The following is a 20,008-nucleotide window of genomic DNA, read 5'->3' on the forward strand; positions in this document are numbered from 1 at the left end:
CGTTCTGGTGAACCGGGGAGGGGACGGGGCTCCGGATCGGCGGCCGGAGCCCCGTCGGGGGTGGGTCAGCCGGTGGGGAAGGCGTCGGCGCTGCTGACCCGGCTCTTGATCAGCGCGCCGGACTCGGTCAGCACGCTGCTACTGCTGTAGTCGCCGCCGTTGCAGGTGCCCGGCCGGAAGGCCGCGCTGCTCTCGTCGGCGTCGGAATAGGTCCAGTTCGCGTACCCGATCTTCAATTGATCGAGCAGGTCCAGCCAGGCCGTGGTGCCGGCCCGGTCCAGGGCCCCGCCGCCCGTCGCGGTCACCGTTCCGAACTCCGTCACGAAAAGGGGGAGCCGCGAGGCGGCCCGGCTCACGGTGGTGCGGTAGACGTCCTTGTGGCTCGCCGCATAGAAGTGGAACGCGTACATGATGTTGGTGGCGTTCACGGGGTTGTTGACGATCTCGCTCTCGTCCGAGCCGTCCGAGACGCCCAGCGAGGACCAGCCGCGGGTGCCGACGATGACGACGGCGTCCGGGTCGGCGGCCCGGATCACCGGGATCACCTGCTCGGCGTAGTTCTTGATGGCCGTCCAGCTCACACCGTTGGGTTCGTTGGCGATCTCGTAGATCACGTTCGTCTTGTTCGCGTTGCGCGCCGCGACGGACGCGAAGAAGGTCTTCGCGCGCTCCAGGTTGTAGTTGGGGTCACCCGGCGTCAGGGTGTGGAAGTCGATCAGTGCGTACATGCCACGGGCCTCGGCCTGGTCGACGAGGCCGTTCACGCGCTGGGTGAACCCGGCCGGGTCGGTCTCGTACCCGCTCTCCTGCACGTACATGGCGATGCGCAGCAGGTCCGCCTTCCAGTCCCGCGCCAGCGCGTCCAGGGACGCGGTGTTGTAGCACGAGCCGAACCACTGGATGCCGTGCGTGCTCATGCCCCGCAGCTGGATGGGGCGGTCGTACTGGTTGCACAGCTTCACGCCGCAGACGTGGACCTTTCCGTTGATGCCCACGGGGGTGCCGGTGCCCGGGCCGGGCTCCCCGCCGCCCGGCGGGGGCTGTTCGACGGAGCCCGTGCAGGAGACGCCGCCGAGCGCGAACGCGGTCGGCTTCGGGTTGGAGCCCGTGAAGGAGCCCACGAACCCCAGGTCCGTCGAGGCGCCGGTGCCCAGCGTGCGGTTCCAGTCGGCGGGGGTGGCGGTGACCTTGGAGCCGGACTGCGACCAGGTGGCGTTCCAGCCCTGGACGACCTTCTGTCCCGAGTCCGGCAGGGTGAACGTGAGCGCCCACCCGGAGACCGGATCACCGAGGTTGGTGATCTTCACGGCGGCCTGGAAGCCGCCCTGCCACTGACTCGTGACGGTGTAGTCGACCGAGCAGCCGGCGGCGGCAGCCGCCGGGGGGCCCGTCAGGGCCGTGAGGCCGAGGGCCGTGGCGCAGGTGGCGAGCCAGGCCAAGAGGCGTTTCACCGTGTTCCTCCTCGTGCGGGTGGGGGAGGGAGCCGGGGAGCGCTCCCGTGTGAGGGGCGCCGCCGTGGTCAGCCCTGGTCGGCCACGAAGGAGGCCATCCAGGTCAGGGCGGAGTTCCAGTTGATGGTCAGCTCGTTGGTGGACCAGGACTGGATGTCGTCGATGTAGCAGAACTGGCCGGTGCAGCCCTGGAGCTTGGACTGGGCCAGCGGGTCCTGGATGCCGGAGTTCGGGCCACCGGCGAGCGAACCGGCGGGCGGGTGGGGCAGCCGGGGGTCGAGCTGGTGGGCGTACCAGCGGCTGTGCTGGTTCTGGGCGCTGACCTCGCCGTAGCCGGTGACGTAGGAGAGGTTCAGCGCGTTGCGGCCGAGGACGTAGTCCATGCTCTGGAGCGCTCCGTCGCGGTAGGCCGCGCTGCCCGTGAGGTCGTACGCCGTGGCGAGGACGGTGGCGTTGTTGAGGATCTGGTGGGTCGAGCCCCAGTCGTACCGCTGGCCCTCGGGGGCGTACGGCATGCCGTACGGGTGCGCCTTCAGGGTGGCCAGGTAGCGGTCGGCGGCCTCGCGCACGGACCGGCGGACCCGGTCGCGGGAGGGCAGCAGGTTCGGGACGGTCGCCAGGTCGAGGCGGGCGGGGGCGGCCGTGCGCGCCCAGTCGAAGCTGACCGGCCCGAAGACGTCGGCGGTGTGGACCGGCGAGTTCAGGACGTGGTCCCGGAACTCCCGCCCGCCGGTGGTCAGATACAGCTCGGCGGCGGCCCAGTAGAACTCGTCGGAGACGTCGGGGTCGGCGTAGGTGCCGCCGCCGATCCCGTCGCTGTCGGAGGCGAGGACGTCCGGGTGGGCGAGGGCCGCGGCCCAGGCCTTGCGGGCGGCGGCCAGCGCGGTGGCGGCGAACTGCCGGTCGTAGGGCCGGTAGAGGCGGGCCGCCTGCGCGGCGGTCGCCGCCAGGTTCAGGGTGGCGGCGGTGCTCGGGGGGTGCAGTTCGCGCTTCTGCGGATCGGCGGCGGGCATCAGCGGCAGGCCGGTCCACTGCTCGTCGTGGATCTTGTGGTGGACCATGCCGGCGAGCGGCTCGCCGTCCGGCACCTGCATCCTGAGCAGGAACTCCAGCTCCCAGCGGGCCTCGTCCAGGATGTCCGGCACCCTGTTGCCGCTCTCCGGGATGTTCAGGGTGCCGTCGCCCAGCCGCTCGGCGTGCCCGGTGCGGGCGAGGCGGGCGCGCTCGTACGTGCTGAGGAGCTGCCAGACGGAGATGCCGCCGTTGACGACGTACTTGCCGTGGTCTCCGGCGTCGTACCAGCCGCCGGTGACGTCCAGCGTGTAGTCGCAGACGCCGGGCCGGCAGGGCACGGCCCCGTCGCCCTGGTTGGGGGCGACGTCCACGTGACCGGCGGCGCGACCGTACCCGGGCCGCAGGTCGTCCCGGATCTCCACGCCGCTGCGCTGGGTGTAGTAGAACTTCGCGGCGTCCAGACGGAGCCTCTCGTAGGCGGCGGTGCCGATGTCGAAGGGCCGGCTGGTCTCGCCGTCGGCGACCAGAGTGAGGCCCGACCCGGCCCTGCGGTAGGTGCCGAAGTCGATCGAGTGGACGTTCTGCCCGGAGGAGGGGTCCACGCCGCGCGGCACGCTCCGGCCGCTCGCGACGACGGCGCCGGCCGCGTTCTTCAACTGCCAGGGCAGCGGCTCGGTCGCCTCGGTGACGACGGTGGCGTTCTTCGGCCCGCCGGGCAGGTAGGCGACCTGGTTGACCCGGACCCGCGGGCCGGTGTCGGGCTTGTACTCCTCCGGCGGGACGCCGCCCAGCAGGGAGACGTCGTCCAGGCAGAAGCGCCAGGGGGCCGCGCCGCCGCCGAGCTGGAAGGCGACCTGACCCTGCGGGGTGTCGACGGGCGAGGTGAAGGTGTACGTGTACGTGTTGCCGGAGACGCTCACCTGCGGCGTGACCTCGTAGTACGCGTCGTACGGCGCCACTTGGAGACCCACGACGGCGCGCACGGAGTTGCCCTCCGGCGCGCCGGTCGCGTGGAAGCTGAAGCGGTACGACTCGCCCTTGGCGAGCGTGAGGTCGTTCTGGCCGACGGCCGCGTCCCACGGGTTCGCGGTGCCGCCGGGCACGTCGGCGCAGAGTCCGCCGTCGGCCGGTCCGGCGGTGACACCGCTCGTCCACCACGAGTCGATGCCCGTCTCGAACGTGCCGTTCCTGACCCGCTCGACCTCGTCCGCCCCCGCCGGCCCGGCGGGGATCGTCGTGAGGCCCGCTGCGAGCAGGGCCGTCAGGGAGAGCAGGGCGGTTCTGCGTTGGTTCACGTCTCGGCTCCTCACGGGAGACAGGGGGGTGGCCCGGGAAAGTGGGAGCGCTCCCATCGGGCGGGGGTCATACTCGTGGCTGGAGTGCCGGGGCGTCAACGTCCGGAACGGGACCGGATGCGCGCTCAACTCGGTCAGGGAGAAAGGGTTTTGAGCGGCCGGGGCCTTGGTCGGCCCGCGCGGGGCCGTCCGGAGCGCGCTCGGCCGGCCGTAAGATCGTGGGCTCTTGGGGGTGTCACGATGCTGAGACGCGGTTCGGGCACACCGACGCTGGAAGAGGTGGCCGCCCTCGCCGGAGTGGGCCGGGGAACGGTCTCCCGGGTGATCAACAACGCCTCGGGCGTCCGGGACTCCACCCGCCGCGCCGTGCGGCAAGCCATCGAAGAGCTGGGCTACGTGCCCAACCTGGCGGCGCGTTCACTGGCCGGGCGCCGGGCCGGCGCGGTCGCGCTGGTGATGACGAAGACGGACTGGCGGCTGTTCGGCGAGCCCTTCTTCTCGGAGGTCGTGCGCGCGGTCGGCGAGGCCTTGGCCGAGGCGAAGCTGCAGCTGCTGCTCACCCTCGCCCGCACGGACGACGAGCGGCAGCGGCTCGTGGAGTACGTGCGCGGCGGACGCGTCGACGGGGTGCTGCTGATGTCGGTCCCGGTCGAGGACGCCCTGCCCGACATGCTCGCCGGCGCGCGGCTGCCCACGGTGCTGTTGGGCAGGCGTTCGGGCGACGAGCGGGTGACGTACGTGGACACGGACAACGTCGGCGGCGCGCGCGCCGCGGTCGGCCGTCTGGCCGGCCGCGGACGGAGGGTGGTCGCCACGATCACCGGGCCGCCCGAGATGTACGTCGCCGAGTGCAGGCTGCGCGGCTACCGGGAGGCGCTCGCCGATGCCGGGCTGCCCGAGCTGCCGTCCCTGGTGGCGGAAGGCGACTTCACGGAGGCCAGCGGACGGCGGGCGATGGTCGGGCTGCTGGAGCGGCACCCCGAGGTCGACGCCGTCTTCGCCGCCTCCGACAGCATGGCCGCCGGTGCGCTCGACGCCCTGCGCGCGGCGGGGCGGAGGGTGCCCGAGGACGTGGCGGTGGTCGGCTTCGACGACTTCGAGCTGGCCGAACGGACCGAGCCGCCGCTGACCACCGTCCGCCAGCCCATGGGGGAGATCGGCCGGACCGTGGTGAGGCTGCTGCTGGAGGAGATGGAGCGACCCGAGGTCGCCTGGCGCCATGTGATCCTGCGGACCCGGCTGGTGGTGTGCGGGTCGGCCTGAGGGACGCCCGGCACCCCTCCGGGGAGACGGCGGAAGCGGGCCTGTTCGGGAGCGCTCCCCAAACGCTCGGGCTTCGGCGGAGCAGCGGCCCGAGGCTGCGCCCCGCCGACCTGCTCCTTCCGGATTCCTTCGGGGCGGCCCGCCGCCGACGGGTTGTCAGGCACACGGCCAACTCCTACAGTCCCCTCCAGAACGGGAGTGGGAGCGCTCCCATCCCCTCGTGCGGAGGGGCGTAAGGCCCCGGATCACCCCTGAACAGGCACAGGAGGACATCCATGGCTCGACGCAAGAAGCGACTGCTCTCGCTGGGGGCGGTCTTCGCGACCCTGCTCGGCGGAATCGCCCTGGTACTGCTGGGCCAGAGCAGCGTCCAGGCGCACGGCGTCACGATGACGCCCGGATCGCGCACCTACCTCTGCTACCTCGACGCCAGGACCGGCACCGGCTCGATGGACCCGACCAACCCGGCGTGCAAGGCGGCGCTCGCCCAGAGCGGCGCCTCGTCGCTCTACAACTGGTTCGCCGTGCTCGACTCGAACGCGGGCGGACGCGGCCCCGGCTACGTTCCGGACGGGAAGCTGTGCAGTGCCGGAGACCGGTCGCCGTACGACTTCACCGGATACAACGCCCCCCGCGCCGACTGGCCCCGCACCCACCTCACCTCCGGGAAGACGATCCAGGTCAATCACAGCAACTGGGCCGCGCACCCCGGTTCCTTCCGGGTCTACCTGTCCAAGCCCGGCTACTCGCCCACCTCGGAACTCGGCTGGGACGACCTGGAGTTGATCCAGACCGTCACTGACCCGCCGCAGACCGGCTCCCCGGGCACGGACGGGGGTCACTACTACTGGAACCTGACCCTGCCGGCGGGGCGCTCCGGCGACGCGGTGATGTTCATCCAGTGGGTCCGCTCGGACAGCCAGGAGAACTTCTTCTCCTGCTCCGACATCGTCTTCGACGGTGGCAACGGCGAGGTCACCGGCATCCGCGGCTCGGGCGGCACGCCCACGCCGACGCCCACGCCCACCCCGACTCCGACGCCCACTCCCACGCCCACGCCCACTCCCACTTCGACCCCGACGTCCACGCCGACCGATCCGCACACCGGGTGCATGGCCGTCTACCGCGTGACCAACGCCTGGAGCGGCGGCTTCCAGGGCTCCGTCGAGGTGATGAACCACACCACGACGGCCCGTGACGGCTGGGCCGTGCGGTGGAAGCCCGGCGCCGGCACCCAGCTCACCAGCGTCTGGAACGGAGCCCTGAGTACGGGATCCGACGGCACGCTCACCGTCGCGAACCTCGACTACAACCGCACCGTCCCGCCCGAGGGCAGCGTCACCTTCGGCTTCACGGCCACCTCGACCGGCAACGACTTCCCGGCCGGCTCCATCAGCTGCGTCACCCCGTAGCCACCTCGCACCGGCGCGTTGCCGAGCGCGGCACGGGCCGGTGGCGATCGGCGGGGCTGGCCCTCCGGGCATCCGCCCAGGTGGGTGCGGTGCTGTCAGGCGCGCTGGGCCGGGATGTCCAGGGTCTCGACCGCCGCGACCAGCGGAGCCAGCTCCGGATGCGCGGAGGCCTCGTCCAGGGCCCGGCGGAGCGCCGCGTCATTGGTCGGCCGGGCCTCGTCGAGAAGCTTCCGGCCCGCCGGGGTGACGTCGGTGTAGATGCCGCGCCGGTCGGTGGGGCACAGATAGCGGGACAGCAGCCCCCGGTCCTCCAGACGGCTGACGAGGCGGGTCGTGGCGCTCTGGCTGAGCACGACCGCGTCGGCGACCTGCTTCATCTGCAGGTGCCCGCCCTCGCCGTCGTGCTGCCGGCTGAGCACGTCGAGCAGCGAGTACTCCCGCGCGCTCAGGCCGTGACCCGACTGCAGGGCGCGCTCGATGTGCGACTCGATCCGGCCGTGCAGCAGGGAGAGCGCGCCCCACCCGCTGGCCAGGGCGGTGAGCGCGGGGTCCGTGGCGGTCATGGGTGCGTGCTCCTTCCGGTGGTACGAGACCCAGGATACTCCGGTGAGACAAAAACCGGCTGAAGCGGATAGAGGGCGACTGCAAGTAGGTGAGAATGGTCGGTGTCGGGCCCGGCATAGGATCCCGTCGACTGTGGACATGACACCGATGGCGGGGGTGGCGGGACGATGGACGCGCACGGGGACCGACCCACACGGCGAGGCACCGGGGCCCGGCGCGCCCCCGCGCTCCTCGTGCCCGCACTGGCCCTCGCCGCAGCGGCACTGCTGGCCGCCCGGATCGCCTTCGACTCCGACACCTTCCAGCACTGCCGCTACCTCGGCCCCTCCCTCCGGATGCACGTCACCTCCTGGGCCGGTCTCGCCTGCGCGGTCGCCGCCCTCCTGACGTACGTACGCCACCGGACCCGCCCCGGCGGCGCACCGGCCCCGGGGCGCCGGCTCGCGAGCGCCTCCGCCCTGCTCACCCTCCCGGTCCTCGCGCTGCTCGCCCTGTCGGTCTACTGGCTCCACGCCCCGGACCCCAGCGGCGGCCACGACTGCTCCGGCCTCCTTCCGCTGCTGCCGGGCCCCCGCTTCTGAGCCGCCCCCGCGCTACGGCCAGATGGCGCACGCGGCGGGCGCCCGGGCGGCGGCCGCCGGGGCGGGCGCCGAAGCTGGTGCGGCGGGGCGCCCGCCGTGGCTGCGGGCGCCCTCCCAGCGATGCCCCGCCCGAAGGAGGCCCCACGTGCCCGTATCCGCCCCCGCACCCCGCACCGGCCGACGGGCCGCCCGGCGGGCCGTCGCCGCGGCCCTGATCGCCGCGGCCGTGCTGACCGGCACCGCGGCGACCCCCGTCGCCGCGGGCCCGCCCCCGCCGGCCGGCCACGGCCCCCACGACGAGGGACTCCGCCGCGCCCTGGCCGACCTGGTCGCCTCGCCCGGCGGCCCGCCCGGCGCGATCGCCGTCCTCACCCGCGACGGCGTGCGGCAGGTCTACCGGGCCGGCACCGCCGAGACCGGCACCGGCCGCCCGCCGCGGGCCCGGGACCACATGCGGATCGCGAGCGCGGCCAAGGCGTTCAGCGGCGCCGTCGCCCTCGGCCTCGTGGACCGGCAGGCCCTCGCCCTCGACGACACCATCGGCGGACGGCTGCCCCACCTCGCGAAGGACTGGCACGCGGTGACGCTGCGCCAGCTCCTCCAGCACACCAGCGGCCTGCCCGACTTCAGCCGCAGCAAGGCCTTCCAGGACCTCGTCCGCGCCGACCCCCGCCACCACTTCGACTCCCGCCGGCTCCTCGACTTCGTGGCCGGCCAGGACCTCCTCTTCGCGCCCGGCAGCCGCTACGGCTACTCCAACTCGGACAACATCGCCGTCGCCCTGATGGCCGAACAGGCCACCGGCCGCCGTTACGAGGACCTGCTGCGCGAGCTGGTGTACCGGCCGCTCGGCCTCCGGGACACCAGCCTGCCCCAGGGCTACCGGCTGCCCCGCCCCTACCTGCACGGCTACGCCGTCGAGCCGGGCGAGCCGCCGGAGGACGTCAGCGAGGCGATCAGCGCGTCCGGCGCCTGGGCCTCCGGCGGCATCGTCTCCACCCCGGCCGACCTCGCCACCTTCGTCGGCGGCTACGCCGGACCCCGCCTCCTCGGCCCCGCCACCCGGGCCGCCCAGCAGGACTTCCTGCCCGGCGGGGCCTCCGAACCGGCCGGCCCGGGCACCAACGCGGCCGGACTCGCGCTCTTCCGCTACACCACCCGTTGCGGCACCGTCCTCGGGCACACCGGCAACACCCCCGGCTACACCCAGTTCGCCGCCGCCACCCCCGACGGCCGGCGCTCCGTCACGGTCTCCGTGACCACCCAGGCCACGCTCGACCCGGCCCTGCTCGCCCGACTGCGCGCCACGGAGGAGACCTTCGTCTGCGCCCTGCTCGCCCACGGCGACGAGCACCCGGGCCACGGCGACCAGGGCGGCCACGGGGACCAGGGCGGTCACGGGGACCACGGGCGTCCCTGAGCCGCGCCCGGCATCCGGGCCTTTCCCTCGTACGGGGCCGTCAGCGCTCCACGCGGGTGCTGCCCGCACCCCTGGAGAGCCGGCGCCGCCGCTCCCGGCGCTCCCGGGCGTGGCGGTCCAGCTCCTCCATGAGGCGGCGGCCCCGGTGCTCGGGGTCGAGCTCGTCGAGCACGCGGTCGAACTCGGCGAGCAGCGCGCCGTAGAGCTGCCAGTGGCCCGGATCCCGCAGGGCGCCGGACAGCAGGAGTTCGGCGGCGTGCGCCCGGCGGGAGCGGGCGGCCCGCAGCTCGCCCGCGAGCCGGGTCTCGGCCGCCTCGGCCGAGCGGCTGTCGAGGGCCGTGACGAGCACCGCGTAGCTGACGAAGGCGTCGGCGGCGTGCTGGGCCGTCTCCTGGAGCACCACGGCGGCCGGTTCGGGGAGCAGCCGCCGCCCGGCCCGTACCTTCGCGAGGTCGGTGACGCTGCGGGCGAGGACGCGCAGCACCACGGCACAGATCTCCAGGGTGTCCAGGCCCGTGCGCAGCATGATGCGGTGCAGCAGACCCTCCTTGACCCGCGGGTTGAGCCGCAGGCTGTCCTCGGCCGTGCGCAGCGCCGCGTCCACCTCGGCCACGTCGTTGTCGAGCCGCCGGGCCTCGTGCAGCCGGGCCGCCGCCCGCTCCACCGGCGGCGCGCCGGTGAACTCCTCGGACACGTCGAGCAGCAGCCGGCGCATCCGCCGGGCGAGGTCCTCGATGGAGTCGCCCGCCGTGTCGACCCAGACCGGCGGCGCGAGCAGCAGGTTGAAGAGCAGCCCCACCGCGGCGCCGATGACGGTCTCCAGGACACGGTCCCAGGCGGTGTCGGCGACCTGCGTGACCCCGAGCACCAGCATCGCGCTGATCGCGACCTCGGGGATGAACTCCTCCACCTTCACGAACCGCCCCACGACCAGCGAGGCCAGGATGATCAGGGCCAGGCTCCACCACGAGAGACCGACGATCGCGCTGAACCCGATGGCGATGAGCACGCCGACCACCACCGAGTTCACCCGGCGCAGACTCGTGGTGAGCGTCGAGTAGAGGGTGACCTGCACGACGAGCAGCGCCGTCAGCGGCGCGGTCAGCGGGGCCGGTTCGCTGCTGAGCCAGAGCGCGACCACGTAACTGATCGTCGCCGCCGCCGTGGACCGCAGGGTCTGGACGACGAAGGGGTCGTGCCGCAGCCGCCGCGCCCGGTCGGCGGTGCGGGCAGCGAGCCGGGCCGCCCGTGCGCGGAACTCTGTCACCTGGTTGCCTCCTGCCCCAGGTATTGCACCGTCCCCGCGCGCCCGAACCCCGGAAGCCGCCAGCCGGGCGAATCCTCCCCGACCTCCCGCCGGCCCCGCCGATTGTGACGCCGCTTTTGCAGTCGCATGACAGACACCTTCGACTCCTTCCCCCGCGACGGAGCGCCACTCCAGAATCGATCTTGACCGGCCTCCTTCCCCTCCGAATCGGAGGAGGGGTGTCCGGAGTCATGCCATGCCGGGGACACGGCACCGCCGCACGGCGGCCGCGTCCCCTCCCTACCGGAAAGCCACGACGACCATGCCCAGAACCGGCACGCCGCCGGCCCCCGCCCCGGCCCTCGCGCCCCGCGCCGCGACCACCGTTCCGGCGCACGGAAGGGCGGGCTCGTGCTCCGCCATCTGACGCGCAAGACCCTGGGGTGGCTGGCCATGATCGTGGTCGCCACCAACGTCACCTATCTGCTCGCCGCCTGGTTCCTCGACCCGCGGGCCAACTACAAGGACACCCGCCCGGTGCGCACCGAGGCCCAGATCGACCAGGCCCTGGCCCCGTACAACCTGGACCCCCGGGTGCCGCTCGTGGAGCGCTGGTGGGGCTGGTTCAGCGACGTGGTCCTCCACTTCGACTGGGGCAGGTCACCGGTCGGCGCCTCCGTGAACTCCGAGATCGGCTTCCGCGTGCTGGTCAGCGGCCAGCTGGTCACCCTCGCCACGCTCCTGTCGGTGCTCCTCGGCGTCGCGCTCAGCGTGGCCGGGGCGTCCCGCCAGTACGGCTGGTGGGACCGCCTGACCCAACTGGTGTCGGTGCTCCTCTTCAACGTCCCCACCGCCGTCGCCGCGCTCGCCGTCGTCCTCGTCGGCATCCGGCTCAACCAGGATCTCGGACTGCGCTTCCTGTACGTCGCGGGGGAGAAGTCCCCGACCGTCGAGGGCTTCCTGCCGACGCTCGTCGACCGCCTCCAGCACCTCATCCTGCCGACCCTCAGCCTGACCCTGCTCGGCTACGTCGGCTACCACCTGACCCAGCGCACGCTGCTGCTCGACGCCATCGGCTCGGACTTCGTCCGCACCGCGCGCGCCACCGGCCTCACCCGCGCGCAGGCCATCCGCCGGCACGCGCTGCGCGCCTCGCTGATCCCGACCGCCACCTCCGTGGCCTTCGGCATCCCGGCCATCTTCACCGGCGCGGTCATCACCGAGACCGTCTTCGGCTGGAACGGCATGGGCCAGTACTTCATCCAGACCATCAGCAAGAACGACGTGCACGGCACCGTCGCCGTGGCCGCCTTCGGCGCCGCGATGACCGCCGTCGGCGCGATCCTCGCCGACCTCGCCGTCGTCCTGCTCGACCCCCGGGTGCGGGTGAGCTGACATGACCGCACCCACCACCCCGCGCGCCGTACCCGCCAGTCCCGTCGCCGCCCAGGCCGCCCCGGCGCCCCGCGCCGGACACGGCCGGCTGCGCCTGCGGCGCTTCGCCCGCAACCGCGGGGCACTGCTCGGCACGGCCCTGTTCCTGCTCCTGGTGCTGTTCAGCCTCCTCGGCGGACTCCTCACCCCCTACGCCCACACCGACGCCGACTTCACCGCGCTCACCCAGCCGCCCGGCGCGGTCCACTACTTCGGCACCAACCAGGGCGGCAACGACGTGTACGCCGAAGCCGTGCACGGCCTGCGGCGCTCGCTGGTGATCGCGGTCAGCGTCTCGGTCCTGACGATCCTGCTCGCCGCGGTGATCGGCGCCGGAGCCGCGTACCTCGGCGGCCGGGTGGAGAAGGCGACCCTCGCGCTCATCCACTTCCTGCTGGTCGTGCCCTCCTTCCTCATCCTCGCCCTGGTCTCGCACCGCCTCGCCGGCGACTGGCGGGTGCTGATCCTGGTGCTCACCGTCTTCGGCTGGATGACCACCGCCCGCGTCGTCTGGGCGCTGTCCACCTCGCTGCGCGAGCGCGACTACGTGCTGGCCGCCGAGTTCATGGGCGTGCGGCCCTGGCGGATCGTGCTGCGGCACATCATCCCCAACCTCGGCTCCCTGCTCGTGGTCAACCTGACCCTCGGGGTCGTCGCCACCGTGCTGAGCGAGACCGCCCTGTCCTTCCTCGGCTTCGGGGTGCAGACCCCCGACGTCTCCCTCGGCACCATGCTCGCCGACGGCTCCGGCACCATCACCAGCGCGCCGTGGCTGTTCGCCTTCCCCGCCGGCCTCCTCGTGCTGCTCACGGTCTCCATGACGCTCGTCGGCGACGGACTGCGCGACGCCCTCGACCCCACCTCCTCCTCGGCGGCCTCGGGAGGCGCCCGATGACCTTCACCCTCACCTCCGCCGCCCCCGGCACTCCCGGCTCCGCCACCGCCCGCGAACCCGTCCTCTCGGTCCGCGACCTGGAGATCTCCTTCCCTTCCGAGGCCGGCCCCGTCGCCGCCGTGCGCGGCGTCGGCTTCGACCTGCTGCCCGGCCGCACGCTCGGCATCGTCGGCGAGTCCGGCTCCGGCAAGTCCGCCACCGCCATGGGCGTGATGGGACTGCTGCCGCCGACCGCCCGGGTGTCCGGGCAGGTGCTGCTCGGCGGCCGCGACCTGGTCGGCCTGGACGACAAGCGCCTCTCCCGGATCCGCGGCAAGGACATCGGCATGGTCTTCCAGGACCCGCTGTCCGCGCTCACCCCGATCTTCTCCGTCGGCCGCCAGCTCGCCGACGCCCTGCGCGTGCACCAGGACCTGAGCCGGCAGGCCGCCTGGAACCGTGCCGTCGAACTCCTCGACCTGGTCGGCATCCCCGAGCCGCACCGCCGGGCCCGCTCCTTCCCCCACGAGTTCTCCGGCGGGATGCGCCAGCGCGTCGTCATCGCCCTCGCCATGGCGAACTCCCCGTCCGTCCTCGTCGCCGACGAACCCACCACCGCCCTCGACGTCACCGTGCAGGCCCAGATCTTGGACGTGCTGCGGACCGCCCAGCGGGAGACCGGAGCCGGCCTCGTCCTGATCACCCACGACCTCGGAGTCGTCGCCGGGTACGCCGACGACGTCGCCGTGATGTACGCCGGGAGGATCGTCGAACGGGCCGGCGCCGACGCGCTGTTCCGGCGCCCCGCCATGCCCTACACCATCGGCCTGCTCGGCGCCGTGCCCCGGCCCGACGCGCCGAGGAACCGCCCGCTCGTCCCGATCGCCGGCGAACCCCCCTCCCTCGTGGCCCTCCCGCCCGGCTGCCCCTTCGCGGCCCGCTGCCCCGCCGCGCTCGACCGCTGCCGCACGGAGGAACCCGCCGCGACCCCCGTCGCCGGGCACGGCCTCGTCGCCTGCCTGCGCGCCGAGGAGATCGCCGACGGACGGCTGGACGCGGCGGCGCTCTTCGCCCAGCCGTCCCCGGACGGCGCGGACCCCACCGACTCCACCGACCCTGCCGAATCCGCCGACGCCGCCGGCGCGCCGGGCGAGGTCGTGCTGCGGGTGACCGGCCTGGCCAAGACCTTCCCCGTCACCAAGGGAGCCCTCCTCAAGCGCCGGGTCGGCACGCTGCACGCGGTCAGCGACGTCGCGTTCGAGCTGCGGGCCGGCGAGACCCTCGGCCTGGTGGGGGAGTCCGGCAGCGGCAAGACCACCACCCTCCTGGAGATCCTGCGGCTGCGGCCGCCGGAGCGCGGCCGCATCGAGATCACCGGCACCGACGTCGCCGCCCCCGGCACCGCCGAACGGCTGCGCGCACTGCGCGGCGCCGTACAGATCGTCATGCAGGACCCCGCCGGCGCCCTCGACCCCCGGCTGACGGTCTCCCAGCTGCTCGCCGAACCCCTCCAGGCGGCCGGCGCCGACCGGACGGCGACCCGGACCCGGGTCGCCGAACTCCTGGACCTGGTCCGCCTCGACGCCTCCGTCACCGACCGCTTCCCGGCCGCCCTGTCCGGCGGGCAGCGGCAGCGCGTCGGCATCGCCCGCGCCCTCGCGACCCAGCCCCGGGTCGTGGTCCTCGACGAACCCGTCTCCGCCCTCGACGTCTCCGTACAGGCCGGAATCGTCAACCTGCTCACCCGGCTCAAGCGCGAACTCGGCCTGGCCTACCTGGTCGTCGCGCACGACCTCGCCGTGATGCGGCACTTCGCCGACCGGGTCGCCGTCATGTACCTCGGCCACATCGTCGAGAGCGCCCCCACCGAGGAGCTCTTCGCGCGCCCCCGGCACCCCTACACCGAGGCCCTGCTCTCGGCCGTCCCGGTGCCCGACCCCCGGAGCGAGCGCACCCGCGAACGGATCGTGCTCCGCGGCGAGCAGCCCAGCGCCGCCCGCCTCCCGCAAGGGTGCGTCTTCGTCGAGCGCTGTCCGCTGTACGCGCGCCTGGACGAGGAGCTGCGGCAGCGGTGCCGCACCGAGCGCCCCGCCCCGCGCCCGGCCGCGCCCGGCTCCGACCACCACCACGCCTGCCACGCCCGCTGAACCCCGCACCACCCGCCCGCGCCCCCGGCCGCCAGGCCTCGGGCGCGGCCCGAGACCCCACACCCGTACCACCGAGATGAGGAACCACCCCGCCATGCGAGCGAGAAGCGCCGTCCCCGCAGCCGCCCTGACCGCGGCCCTCACCCTGGCCGTCACGGCCTGCAGCGCCTCCGGCCCCGGCACCCCGGGCGCCGGAAAGGGCGCCGGCGGCGCGGCCACCCCGGCCGCGGCCTCGGCGAAGGTCGACTACAACCCCCAGCCGTACGAGAACCTCAAGGACGGCGGCACCTACACCACCGCGGGCACCATCGACGACCAGGGCAACCCCTTCAACGCCAACGCCACGCTCACCGCCAAGCGCGTCTGGTTCTGGTACAACCCCGACGTCATCACGTACTCGCCCACCGGCGAGACGCAGTACAACCCCGACTACCTCACCGACGTCAAGGTCGACGTCACCGGCGGCAACCAGCGGGTCGTGCTCACCCTCAACCCCAAGGCCACCTACAACGACGGCACCCCGATCGACTGGACGGCCGTCAAGGCGACCTGGCAGGCCAACAACGGCGCCGACAAGAAGTACAACGCCGCCGACACCGAGGGCTACCGCCACATCACCTCGGTCACCCGCGGCAAGGACGCCAAGCAGGCCGTCATCGGCTTCAAGGGCGTCGCACCCTGGTGGTCGAGCCTCTTCACCACCTTCCTGCACCCCAAGGCCGCCACCGTCGCCGCCTACAACGACGCCTACGTCAAGCAGGTCCACCCCGAATGGGGCGCCGGCCCCTACACGGTCGGCAAGTTCGACGCCAAGGGCGGTGACCTCACCTTCGTCCGCAACCCCAAGTGGTGGGGCAAGAAGGGCAAGCTCGACCGGCGCGTCTACGTCAACCTGGAGTCGGACGCCGCCGCCAACGCCTTCAAGAACGGCCAGATCGACTACACCGCCGCCGGCGACGCCGAAGGCCTCAAGCGCCTCTCCGGCGTGGCCGGCACCGAGATCCGCCAGGGCGGCAGCCCCTTCGCGTACTCCTTCTACGTCAACGCCAAGTCGCCCAACCTGAAGGACCTCCAGGTCCGCAAGGCCCTCCTGGAGAGCATCGACCGCACCCAGATCGCCAGGATCCAGTTCCAGGGCCTCGGCGACTACAGCGAGCCGCTGCCCGGCTCCCTGCTGCTCTTCAGCTTCCAGAAGGGCTACTCCGACAACGTCGGCGCCGTCGTCAAGCACGACCCGGACGACGCCAGGAAGCTCCTGGACGCCGCGGGCTGGAAGCCCGGCGCCGACGGCATCCGCGAGAAGGACGGCAGGAAGCTCACCGTCTCCTACACCCTGCGCGGCGACGACCCGCTGGAGAAGGCCACCGCCGGCGCCCTCGTGCAGATGCTCAAGCCCGTCGGCATCCAGATCGAGCTCAAGACCTCCACCGAGGCCGACTTCGCCAAGATCCTCAGCGAGCGCAGCTTCGACATCTTCCTCGTCGGCAACCGCTCCGGCGACCCCTTCGGCACCCGCTACCTGTGCGAGTTCTACTGCACGGACAGCGCCTCCAACCTGGTGGGCATCGGCACCCCCGAGCTCGACAAGGAGATCCGCGCCGTCGGCGCCGTCGCCGACCTCGACGAGCAGACCGCCCGCGCCAACGCCGTCGAGCGCAAGGCCCTCGCCCAGTACGGCTACCTGCCGCTCTTCAGCGGCCCCTCCATCTACGGCGTCCGCAACGGCCTCGCCAACGTCGGCGCCACCATCTTCGGCACCCCGCTGCCGGAGACCGTGGGCTGGCAGAAGTAGCCGCCCGCCGGGCCACCGCCCCGCCGCACCGGTCGCGCCACCGGTGCGGCGATCCCCGTTCAGGCGGACCGAGGAGCCTCCCCGGGCGCCCGCTCGTCCTCAGCCCCGCCGGCTGCCGCGGCCTCGGCCGGACTCCGCCGCAGGAGCGTGAGCCGGGCGATCTCCGCGTCGAGCGCCGCAAGCCGCTCGGCGACGACCTCGCCGTACCCCTCGGACCCGTCGCCCCGGCACGCCGTCGCGGGATCCACGGCGAGCAGATCGAGCCGGTCGGCGCGGCGCCGGATGTCCTTCAGGGTCAGGCCCAGCGCCTGCAACTCCCGTACGACCCGGACCCGGGCCACCTCGGCGGAGCCGTGCTCCCGCTGCCCGGAAGCCGTACGGCGCGGTAGAGGCAGCAGCCCGCGCGCCTCGTACAGGCGCAGCGCGCGCGGTGCCGTCCCGGCCGCCGCCGCGGCCTCACCGATCCGCATGACCCCTCGTCTCCCCACCCGTCGGCGAACTCCCCTACAGCTCCACCACGGTCGCCCCGAACGAGCACCCCGCGATCAGTCCCGGCAACGCCCCCGGAGCCCCGTCCATTCCCCGGACCGTCGTCCGGGGGAACCGGATCGCGCCCGCCCGCAGCCACGGCCCGAAACGCGCCTCCCACTCCGCCTAGACCTCCGTGTGGTCCGCGCCGCTGTACCCGGCGAGCGTGATGCCGCGGGTCACCAACCGGAACGTGTCGAGCACCGCCGGGGCGCTCCCGCCCGCCCGCTCGGGGGACGGCTGCCCGGCCAGCGCGCCCACCAGGGCGAACCGCGCACCCCGGTTCGCCGCCCGGACGGCGGCCGCCAGCTGCTCGCCCCCCACCGTGTCGAGGACGACGTCCACGCCGCCCGGCGCGGCCCGCGCGAGCCGCTCGTCCAGCGGTCCGGAGCCGCGCAGCACCGTCGCGTCGTACCCGAGTTCCCGCTCCAGGCGCCGCGCCTTCCCGGGCGAGCCCGTGCTGCCCACCACCCGTCCGGCCCCCAGCAGCCGGGCGATCTGCCCGGCCATGGTGCCGACGGCGCCGGCGGCACCCGTCACGAACACCGTGTCGCCCTCGCGCACCCGCGCGAGCCGGGTCAGCGCCCCGTACGCCGCGACCCCCTGGGCGAGGTGCGCCACCGCCTCGGGCAGGGCGTCGTCCAGGACCCGGCACCCGGCGACCGCGGGCGTCGCGTACTCCCGCCGGCCCTGAAGGTGGAGCACCGTCCGCCCCGGCTCCAGCGGCCCGTCGACCACCTCGCCGATCGCGGGACCGAACAGCGCGTCGCCGGGGTGCAGCGGCGGCAGCGGCGCGTCCCGGGTCTCGCCGCCGACGAGGGTGCGCAGACCCGGGAAGACGAGGAAGGCGGTGTTGCGCACGAGGAGTTGCCCTTCCCCCGGCCGGGGAACGGGCTCCCGGGTCAGGGCGAAGTCCTCCGCAGTCGGCAGGCCCCGGGGCCGGCGCGCCAGGCGCACCACACGATGAGTCGCAGTCATGCCCGGACGCTGAGCCCTGACCCGCGGGGCAGGGTCAAGCCCGCCCGGGCACCCCGTAAATGCGTCGACAGCCCCCTCGGCCTCCGGCACAGTGTCCCTCCGTGACGAGCAGCGAACTGTGGACCCGTGCGACCGCCGACCGCTACGACGCCGAGGAGACCGAGGCCTTCTCGGCCGCCGTTCTCGGACCCACCCTCGACTTCCTCACCGAGCTCGCCGGAGACGGCCGGGCGCTCGAGTTCGCCATCGGGACCGGACGGGTGGGCGTCGCGCTCAGGGAACGCGGCGTGCCGGTGGCCGGCATCGAACTGTCCGAGCACATGGCGGCGGTGCTGCGCCGCAAGATCGACGAGGAGACCCTCCCGGTCGTCATCGGGGACATGGCCACCACCGTCGTTCCCGGCGGCTTCACCCTGGTCTATCTCGTCTACAACACCATCACGAACCTGCTCACGCAGGACGAGCAGGTCGAGTGCTTCCGCAACGCGGCACGGCATCTGGAGCCAGGCGGCCGGTTCGTCATCGAGCTGGGCGTGCCGCCGCTTCGGCTCCTGCCGCCCCGCCAGATCGCGGTGCCGTTCGACGTCTCCGAGCGGCATTCCGGCTTCGACACCTTCGACCTGGTCGAGCAGGTGCTCGTCTCGCACCACTTCACCCGCGACGGCGACGACGGCCGCTACCGCCGCGACACGTCCCGGCACCGGTACGCCTGGCCGGCCGAGCTCGACCTGATGGCGCGGATCGCCGGTCTGGAGCTGGAACGCCGCGTCGCGGACTGGGACGGGTCGCCGTTCACCCAGGACTCCACGAAGCACATCTCCGTGTGGCGCAAGCCGGCCTGAGACCGGCCCCCGGGCCGTGGGGCGACCGGGCCGTGGGGCGACCGGGCCCTGGGTCACGGGCCATGGACCCGAAGGCCCGTTCCCGCCTCCTTCGCCGGCCGCCGGCCGTGTGGCACGGTGGCCGCATGCCCGCTCCCGAGCCCGCACGCGCCGCCGATCCCGCGGCCACCCCCGCCTCCGCCTCCGCGCGCGTCCCCGTGCCCGTCATCCTGGACTGCGACCCCGGCCACGACGACGCCTTCACCATCCTGCTGGCCGCAGCCCACCCCGCCGTCGACCTGCTCGCGATCACCACCGTCGCCGGCAACCAGACGCTGGAGAAGACCACCCTCAACGCCCGCCGCGTCTGCTCGGTCGCCGGCATCAGGGGCGTGCCGATCGCCGCCGGCCGCGACCGCCCGCTGCACGGACCGCGCCGGATCGCCGAGGACATCCACGGCGCCTCCGGCCTCGACGGGCCCGGCTTCGCCGAGGGCGAGCCCGACGTGCCGCAGGACCCGCGCGACGCCCTCGCGCTCGTACGTGACACCCTGCTCGCCCACCCGGAGCCGGTGACGCTCGTGCCGACCGGGCCGCTCACCAACATCGCCGTCCTGCTGCTCGCCCACCCCGAACTCGCCGCGCGCATCGACCGGATCGTGCTGATGGGCGGCTCGACGGGACGCGGCAACACCACGCCCGCCGCCGAGTTCAACATCCTCTGCGATCCGGAGGCGGCGGACATCGTGTTCCGCAGCGGGCTCCCGGTCACCATGTTCGGCCTCAACGCGACCCACCAGGCCCGGGCCACCCCCGAGGTCGTCGCCCGGATCGCCGCGCTCGGCACCCCGCTGAGCCGGCTCTGCGTCGACCTCCTCACCTACTTCGCGTCGACATATCGCGAGGTCTTCGGCTTCGACGCGCCGCCGCTGCACGACCCGCTCACCGTGGCCCATCTGATCGACCCGTCGCTGGCCCGCCTGGCCCGGGCGGCCGTCGCCGTCGAGCTGACGGGCACCCACACCCGGGGCGCGACCGTGGTGGACCTGCACGGTGTGACGGGCCGGCCGGCCGACACCGAGGTCGCCCTGGACATCGACACGGAGGCGTTCTGGGACCTGATCGTGGACGCCGTACGCACCCTCGGCGGCGCCACCACCCCCGGTGGTGACGCCGCCTGAGCCGGAC

16 protein-coding genes are annotated in these 20,008 nt (G+C 73.6%); 10 read left to right on the forward strand and 6 right to left on the reverse strand.

All coding sequences use genetic code 11. From position 1 onward, the window contains the following. Positions 1 to 65 precede the first annotated feature (65 nt). A complete protein-coding gene (locus tag ACIGW2_RS10285; protein WP_399842617.1) occupies positions 66 to 1,451 on the reverse strand; it encodes a cellulase family glycosylhydrolase in 1,386 nt (461 codons plus the stop codon). 68 nt (positions 1,452 to 1,519) lie between these two features. Further along, positions 1,520 to 3,760: a glycoside hydrolase family 9 protein gene (locus ACIGW2_RS10290; RefSeq protein WP_391651792.1), complete on the reverse strand. Its 2,241-nt coding sequence runs from the start codon at positions 3,758 to 3,760 to the stop codon at positions 1,520 to 1,522. A 240-nt stretch (positions 3,761 to 4,000) separates the two neighbouring features. Here ACIGW2_RS10290 and ACIGW2_RS10295 point away from each other — a divergent pair, with 240 nt between their 5' ends. Further along, the gene (locus ACIGW2_RS10295) at positions 4,001 to 5,023 is read left to right on the forward strand and encodes a LacI family DNA-binding transcriptional regulator (protein ID WP_399842620.1); all 1,023 of its coding nucleotides are present in this window, start codon (positions 4,001 to 4,003) and stop codon (positions 5,021 to 5,023) included. A gap of 275 nt (positions 5,024 to 5,298) precedes the next feature. Further along, complete coding sequence (locus tag ACIGW2_RS10300) at positions 5,299 to 6,435, forward strand: lytic polysaccharide monooxygenase (RefSeq protein ID WP_399842623.1); 1,137 nt, start codon at positions 5,299 to 5,301, stop codon at positions 6,433 to 6,435. A gap of 95 nt (positions 6,436 to 6,530) precedes the next feature. Here the strand turns inward: ACIGW2_RS10300 and ACIGW2_RS10305 are convergent, their stop codons facing one another. After that, the gene (locus tag ACIGW2_RS10305) at positions 6,531 to 6,998 is read right to left on the reverse strand and encodes a MarR family winged helix-turn-helix transcriptional regulator (protein ID WP_399842626.1); all 468 of its coding nucleotides are present in this window, start codon (positions 6,996 to 6,998) and stop codon (positions 6,531 to 6,533) included. A 234-nt stretch (positions 6,999 to 7,232) separates the two neighbouring features. On the opposite strand from ACIGW2_RS10305, the gene ACIGW2_RS10310 reads away from it, so the two are divergent. Then, on the forward strand, positions 7,233 to 7,580 hold the full coding sequence (locus ACIGW2_RS10310) for a hypothetical protein (protein WP_399842630.1): 348 nt from the start codon (positions 7,233 to 7,235) through the stop codon (positions 7,578 to 7,580). 145 nt (positions 7,581 to 7,725) lie between these two features. Next, on the forward strand, positions 7,726 to 9,000 hold the full coding sequence (locus tag ACIGW2_RS10315) for a serine hydrolase domain-containing protein (protein WP_399842632.1): 1,275 nt from the start codon (positions 7,726 to 7,728) through the stop codon (positions 8,998 to 9,000). Between the two features lie 40 nt (positions 9,001 to 9,040). On the opposite strand, the gene ACIGW2_RS10320 is transcribed toward ACIGW2_RS10315, so the two are convergent. Beyond that, positions 9,041 to 10,267 carry an aromatic acid exporter family protein gene (locus ACIGW2_RS10320; protein ID WP_399842635.1) on the reverse strand — a complete coding sequence of 409 codons (1,227 nt, stop codon included), beginning with the start codon at positions 10,265 to 10,267 and terminating at the stop codon, positions 9,041 to 9,043. A gap of 390 nt (positions 10,268 to 10,657) precedes the next feature. Between ACIGW2_RS10320 and ACIGW2_RS10325 the strand changes: the two genes are divergently transcribed. From ACIGW2_RS10325 to ACIGW2_RS10340, 4 genes are all read left to right on the forward strand, one after another. Continuing rightward, complete coding sequence (locus ACIGW2_RS10325; RefSeq protein WP_399842637.1) at positions 10,658 to 11,641, forward strand: ABC transporter permease; 984 nt, start codon at positions 10,658 to 10,660, stop codon at positions 11,639 to 11,641. 1 nt (position 11,642) lies between these two features. Then, a complete protein-coding gene (locus tag ACIGW2_RS10330) occupies positions 11,643 to 12,575 on the forward strand; it encodes an ABC transporter permease (RefSeq protein ID WP_399842639.1) in 933 nt (310 codons plus the stop codon). Next, positions 12,572 to 14,701 (forward strand): dipeptide ABC transporter ATP-binding protein, encoded by a 2,130-nt coding sequence (locus ACIGW2_RS10335; protein ID WP_399842642.1) that lies wholly within the window; start codon positions 12,572 to 12,574, stop codon positions 14,699 to 14,701. Before ACIGW2_RS10330 ends, ACIGW2_RS10335 begins: the two co-directional genes overlap by 4 nt. 94 nt (positions 14,702 to 14,795) lie before the next feature. After that, positions 14,796 to 16,493: an ABC transporter family substrate-binding protein gene (locus tag ACIGW2_RS10340; protein WP_399842644.1), complete on the forward strand. Its 1,698-nt coding sequence runs from the start codon at positions 14,796 to 14,798 to the stop codon at positions 16,491 to 16,493. A gap of 59 nt (positions 16,494 to 16,552) precedes the next feature. Here ACIGW2_RS10340 and ACIGW2_RS10345 read toward each other — a convergent pair whose 3' ends face one another. Both ACIGW2_RS10345 and ACIGW2_RS10350 read right to left on the reverse strand, forming a co-directional pair. Then, a complete protein-coding gene (locus tag ACIGW2_RS10345) occupies positions 16,553 to 16,963 on the reverse strand; it encodes a MerR family transcriptional regulator (RefSeq protein WP_399842646.1) in 411 nt (136 codons plus the stop codon). Between the two features lie 184 nt (positions 16,964 to 17,147). Then, positions 17,148 to 17,999, reverse strand: a complete 852-nt coding sequence (locus ACIGW2_RS10350) for an MDR family NADP-dependent oxidoreductase (RefSeq protein WP_399842649.1) — start codon at positions 17,997 to 17,999, stop codon at positions 17,148 to 17,150. Between the two features lie 101 nt (positions 18,000 to 18,100). Here ACIGW2_RS10350 and ACIGW2_RS10355 point away from each other — a divergent pair, with 101 nt between their 5' ends. After that, positions 18,101 to 18,841 (forward strand): class I SAM-dependent DNA methyltransferase, encoded by a 741-nt coding sequence (locus ACIGW2_RS10355; RefSeq protein ID WP_391651780.1) that lies wholly within the window; start codon positions 18,101 to 18,103, stop codon positions 18,839 to 18,841. Between the two features lie 125 nt (positions 18,842 to 18,966). Beyond that, on the forward strand, positions 18,967 to 20,001 hold the full coding sequence (locus tag ACIGW2_RS10360; protein WP_399842652.1) for a nucleoside hydrolase: 1,035 nt from the start codon (positions 18,967 to 18,969) through the stop codon (positions 19,999 to 20,001). The last annotated feature ends 7 nt before the right edge of the window (positions 20,002 to 20,008 follow it).

It is taken from the genome of Streptomyces sp. NPDC053541, assembly GCF_044544705.1.
Taxonomy (GTDB): Bacteria; Actinomycetota; Actinomycetes; order Streptomycetales; family Streptomycetaceae; genus Streptomyces.

Excerpts from the sequence above, each read along its gene's own strand:
- ACIGW2_RS10305 (WP_399842626.1), bottom strand. The coding sequence starts at position 6,998 with ATGACCGCCACGGACCCCGCGCTCACCGCCCTGGCCAGCGGGTGGGGC.
- ACIGW2_RS10350 (WP_399842649.1), bottom strand. The coding sequence starts at position 17,999 with ATGACTGCGACTCATCGTGTGGTGCGCCTGGCGCGCCGGCCCCGGGGC.
- ACIGW2_RS10335 (WP_399842642.1), top strand. The coding sequence starts at position 12,572 with ATGACCTTCACCCTCACCTCCGCCGCCCCCGGCACTCCCGGCTCCGCC.
- ACIGW2_RS10300 (WP_399842623.1), top strand. The coding sequence starts at position 5,299 with ATGGCTCGACGCAAGAAGCGACTGCTCTCGCTGGGGGCGGTCTTCGCG.
- ACIGW2_RS10360 (WP_399842652.1), top strand. The coding sequence starts at position 18,967 with ATGCCCGCTCCCGAGCCCGCACGCGCCGCCGATCCCGCGGCCACCCCC.
- ACIGW2_RS10330 (WP_399842639.1), top strand. The coding sequence starts at position 11,643 with ATGACCGCACCCACCACCCCGCGCGCCGTACCCGCCAGTCCCGTCGCC.
- ACIGW2_RS10295 (WP_399842620.1), top strand. The coding sequence starts at position 4,001 with ATGCTGAGACGCGGTTCGGGCACACCGACGCTGGAAGAGGTGGCCGCC.
- ACIGW2_RS10340 (WP_399842644.1), top strand. The coding sequence starts at position 14,796 with ATGCGAGCGAGAAGCGCCGTCCCCGCAGCCGCCCTGACCGCGGCCCTC.
- ACIGW2_RS10345 (WP_399842646.1), bottom strand. The coding sequence starts at position 16,963 with ATGCGGATCGGTGAGGCCGCGGCGGCGGCCGGGACGGCACCGCGCGCG.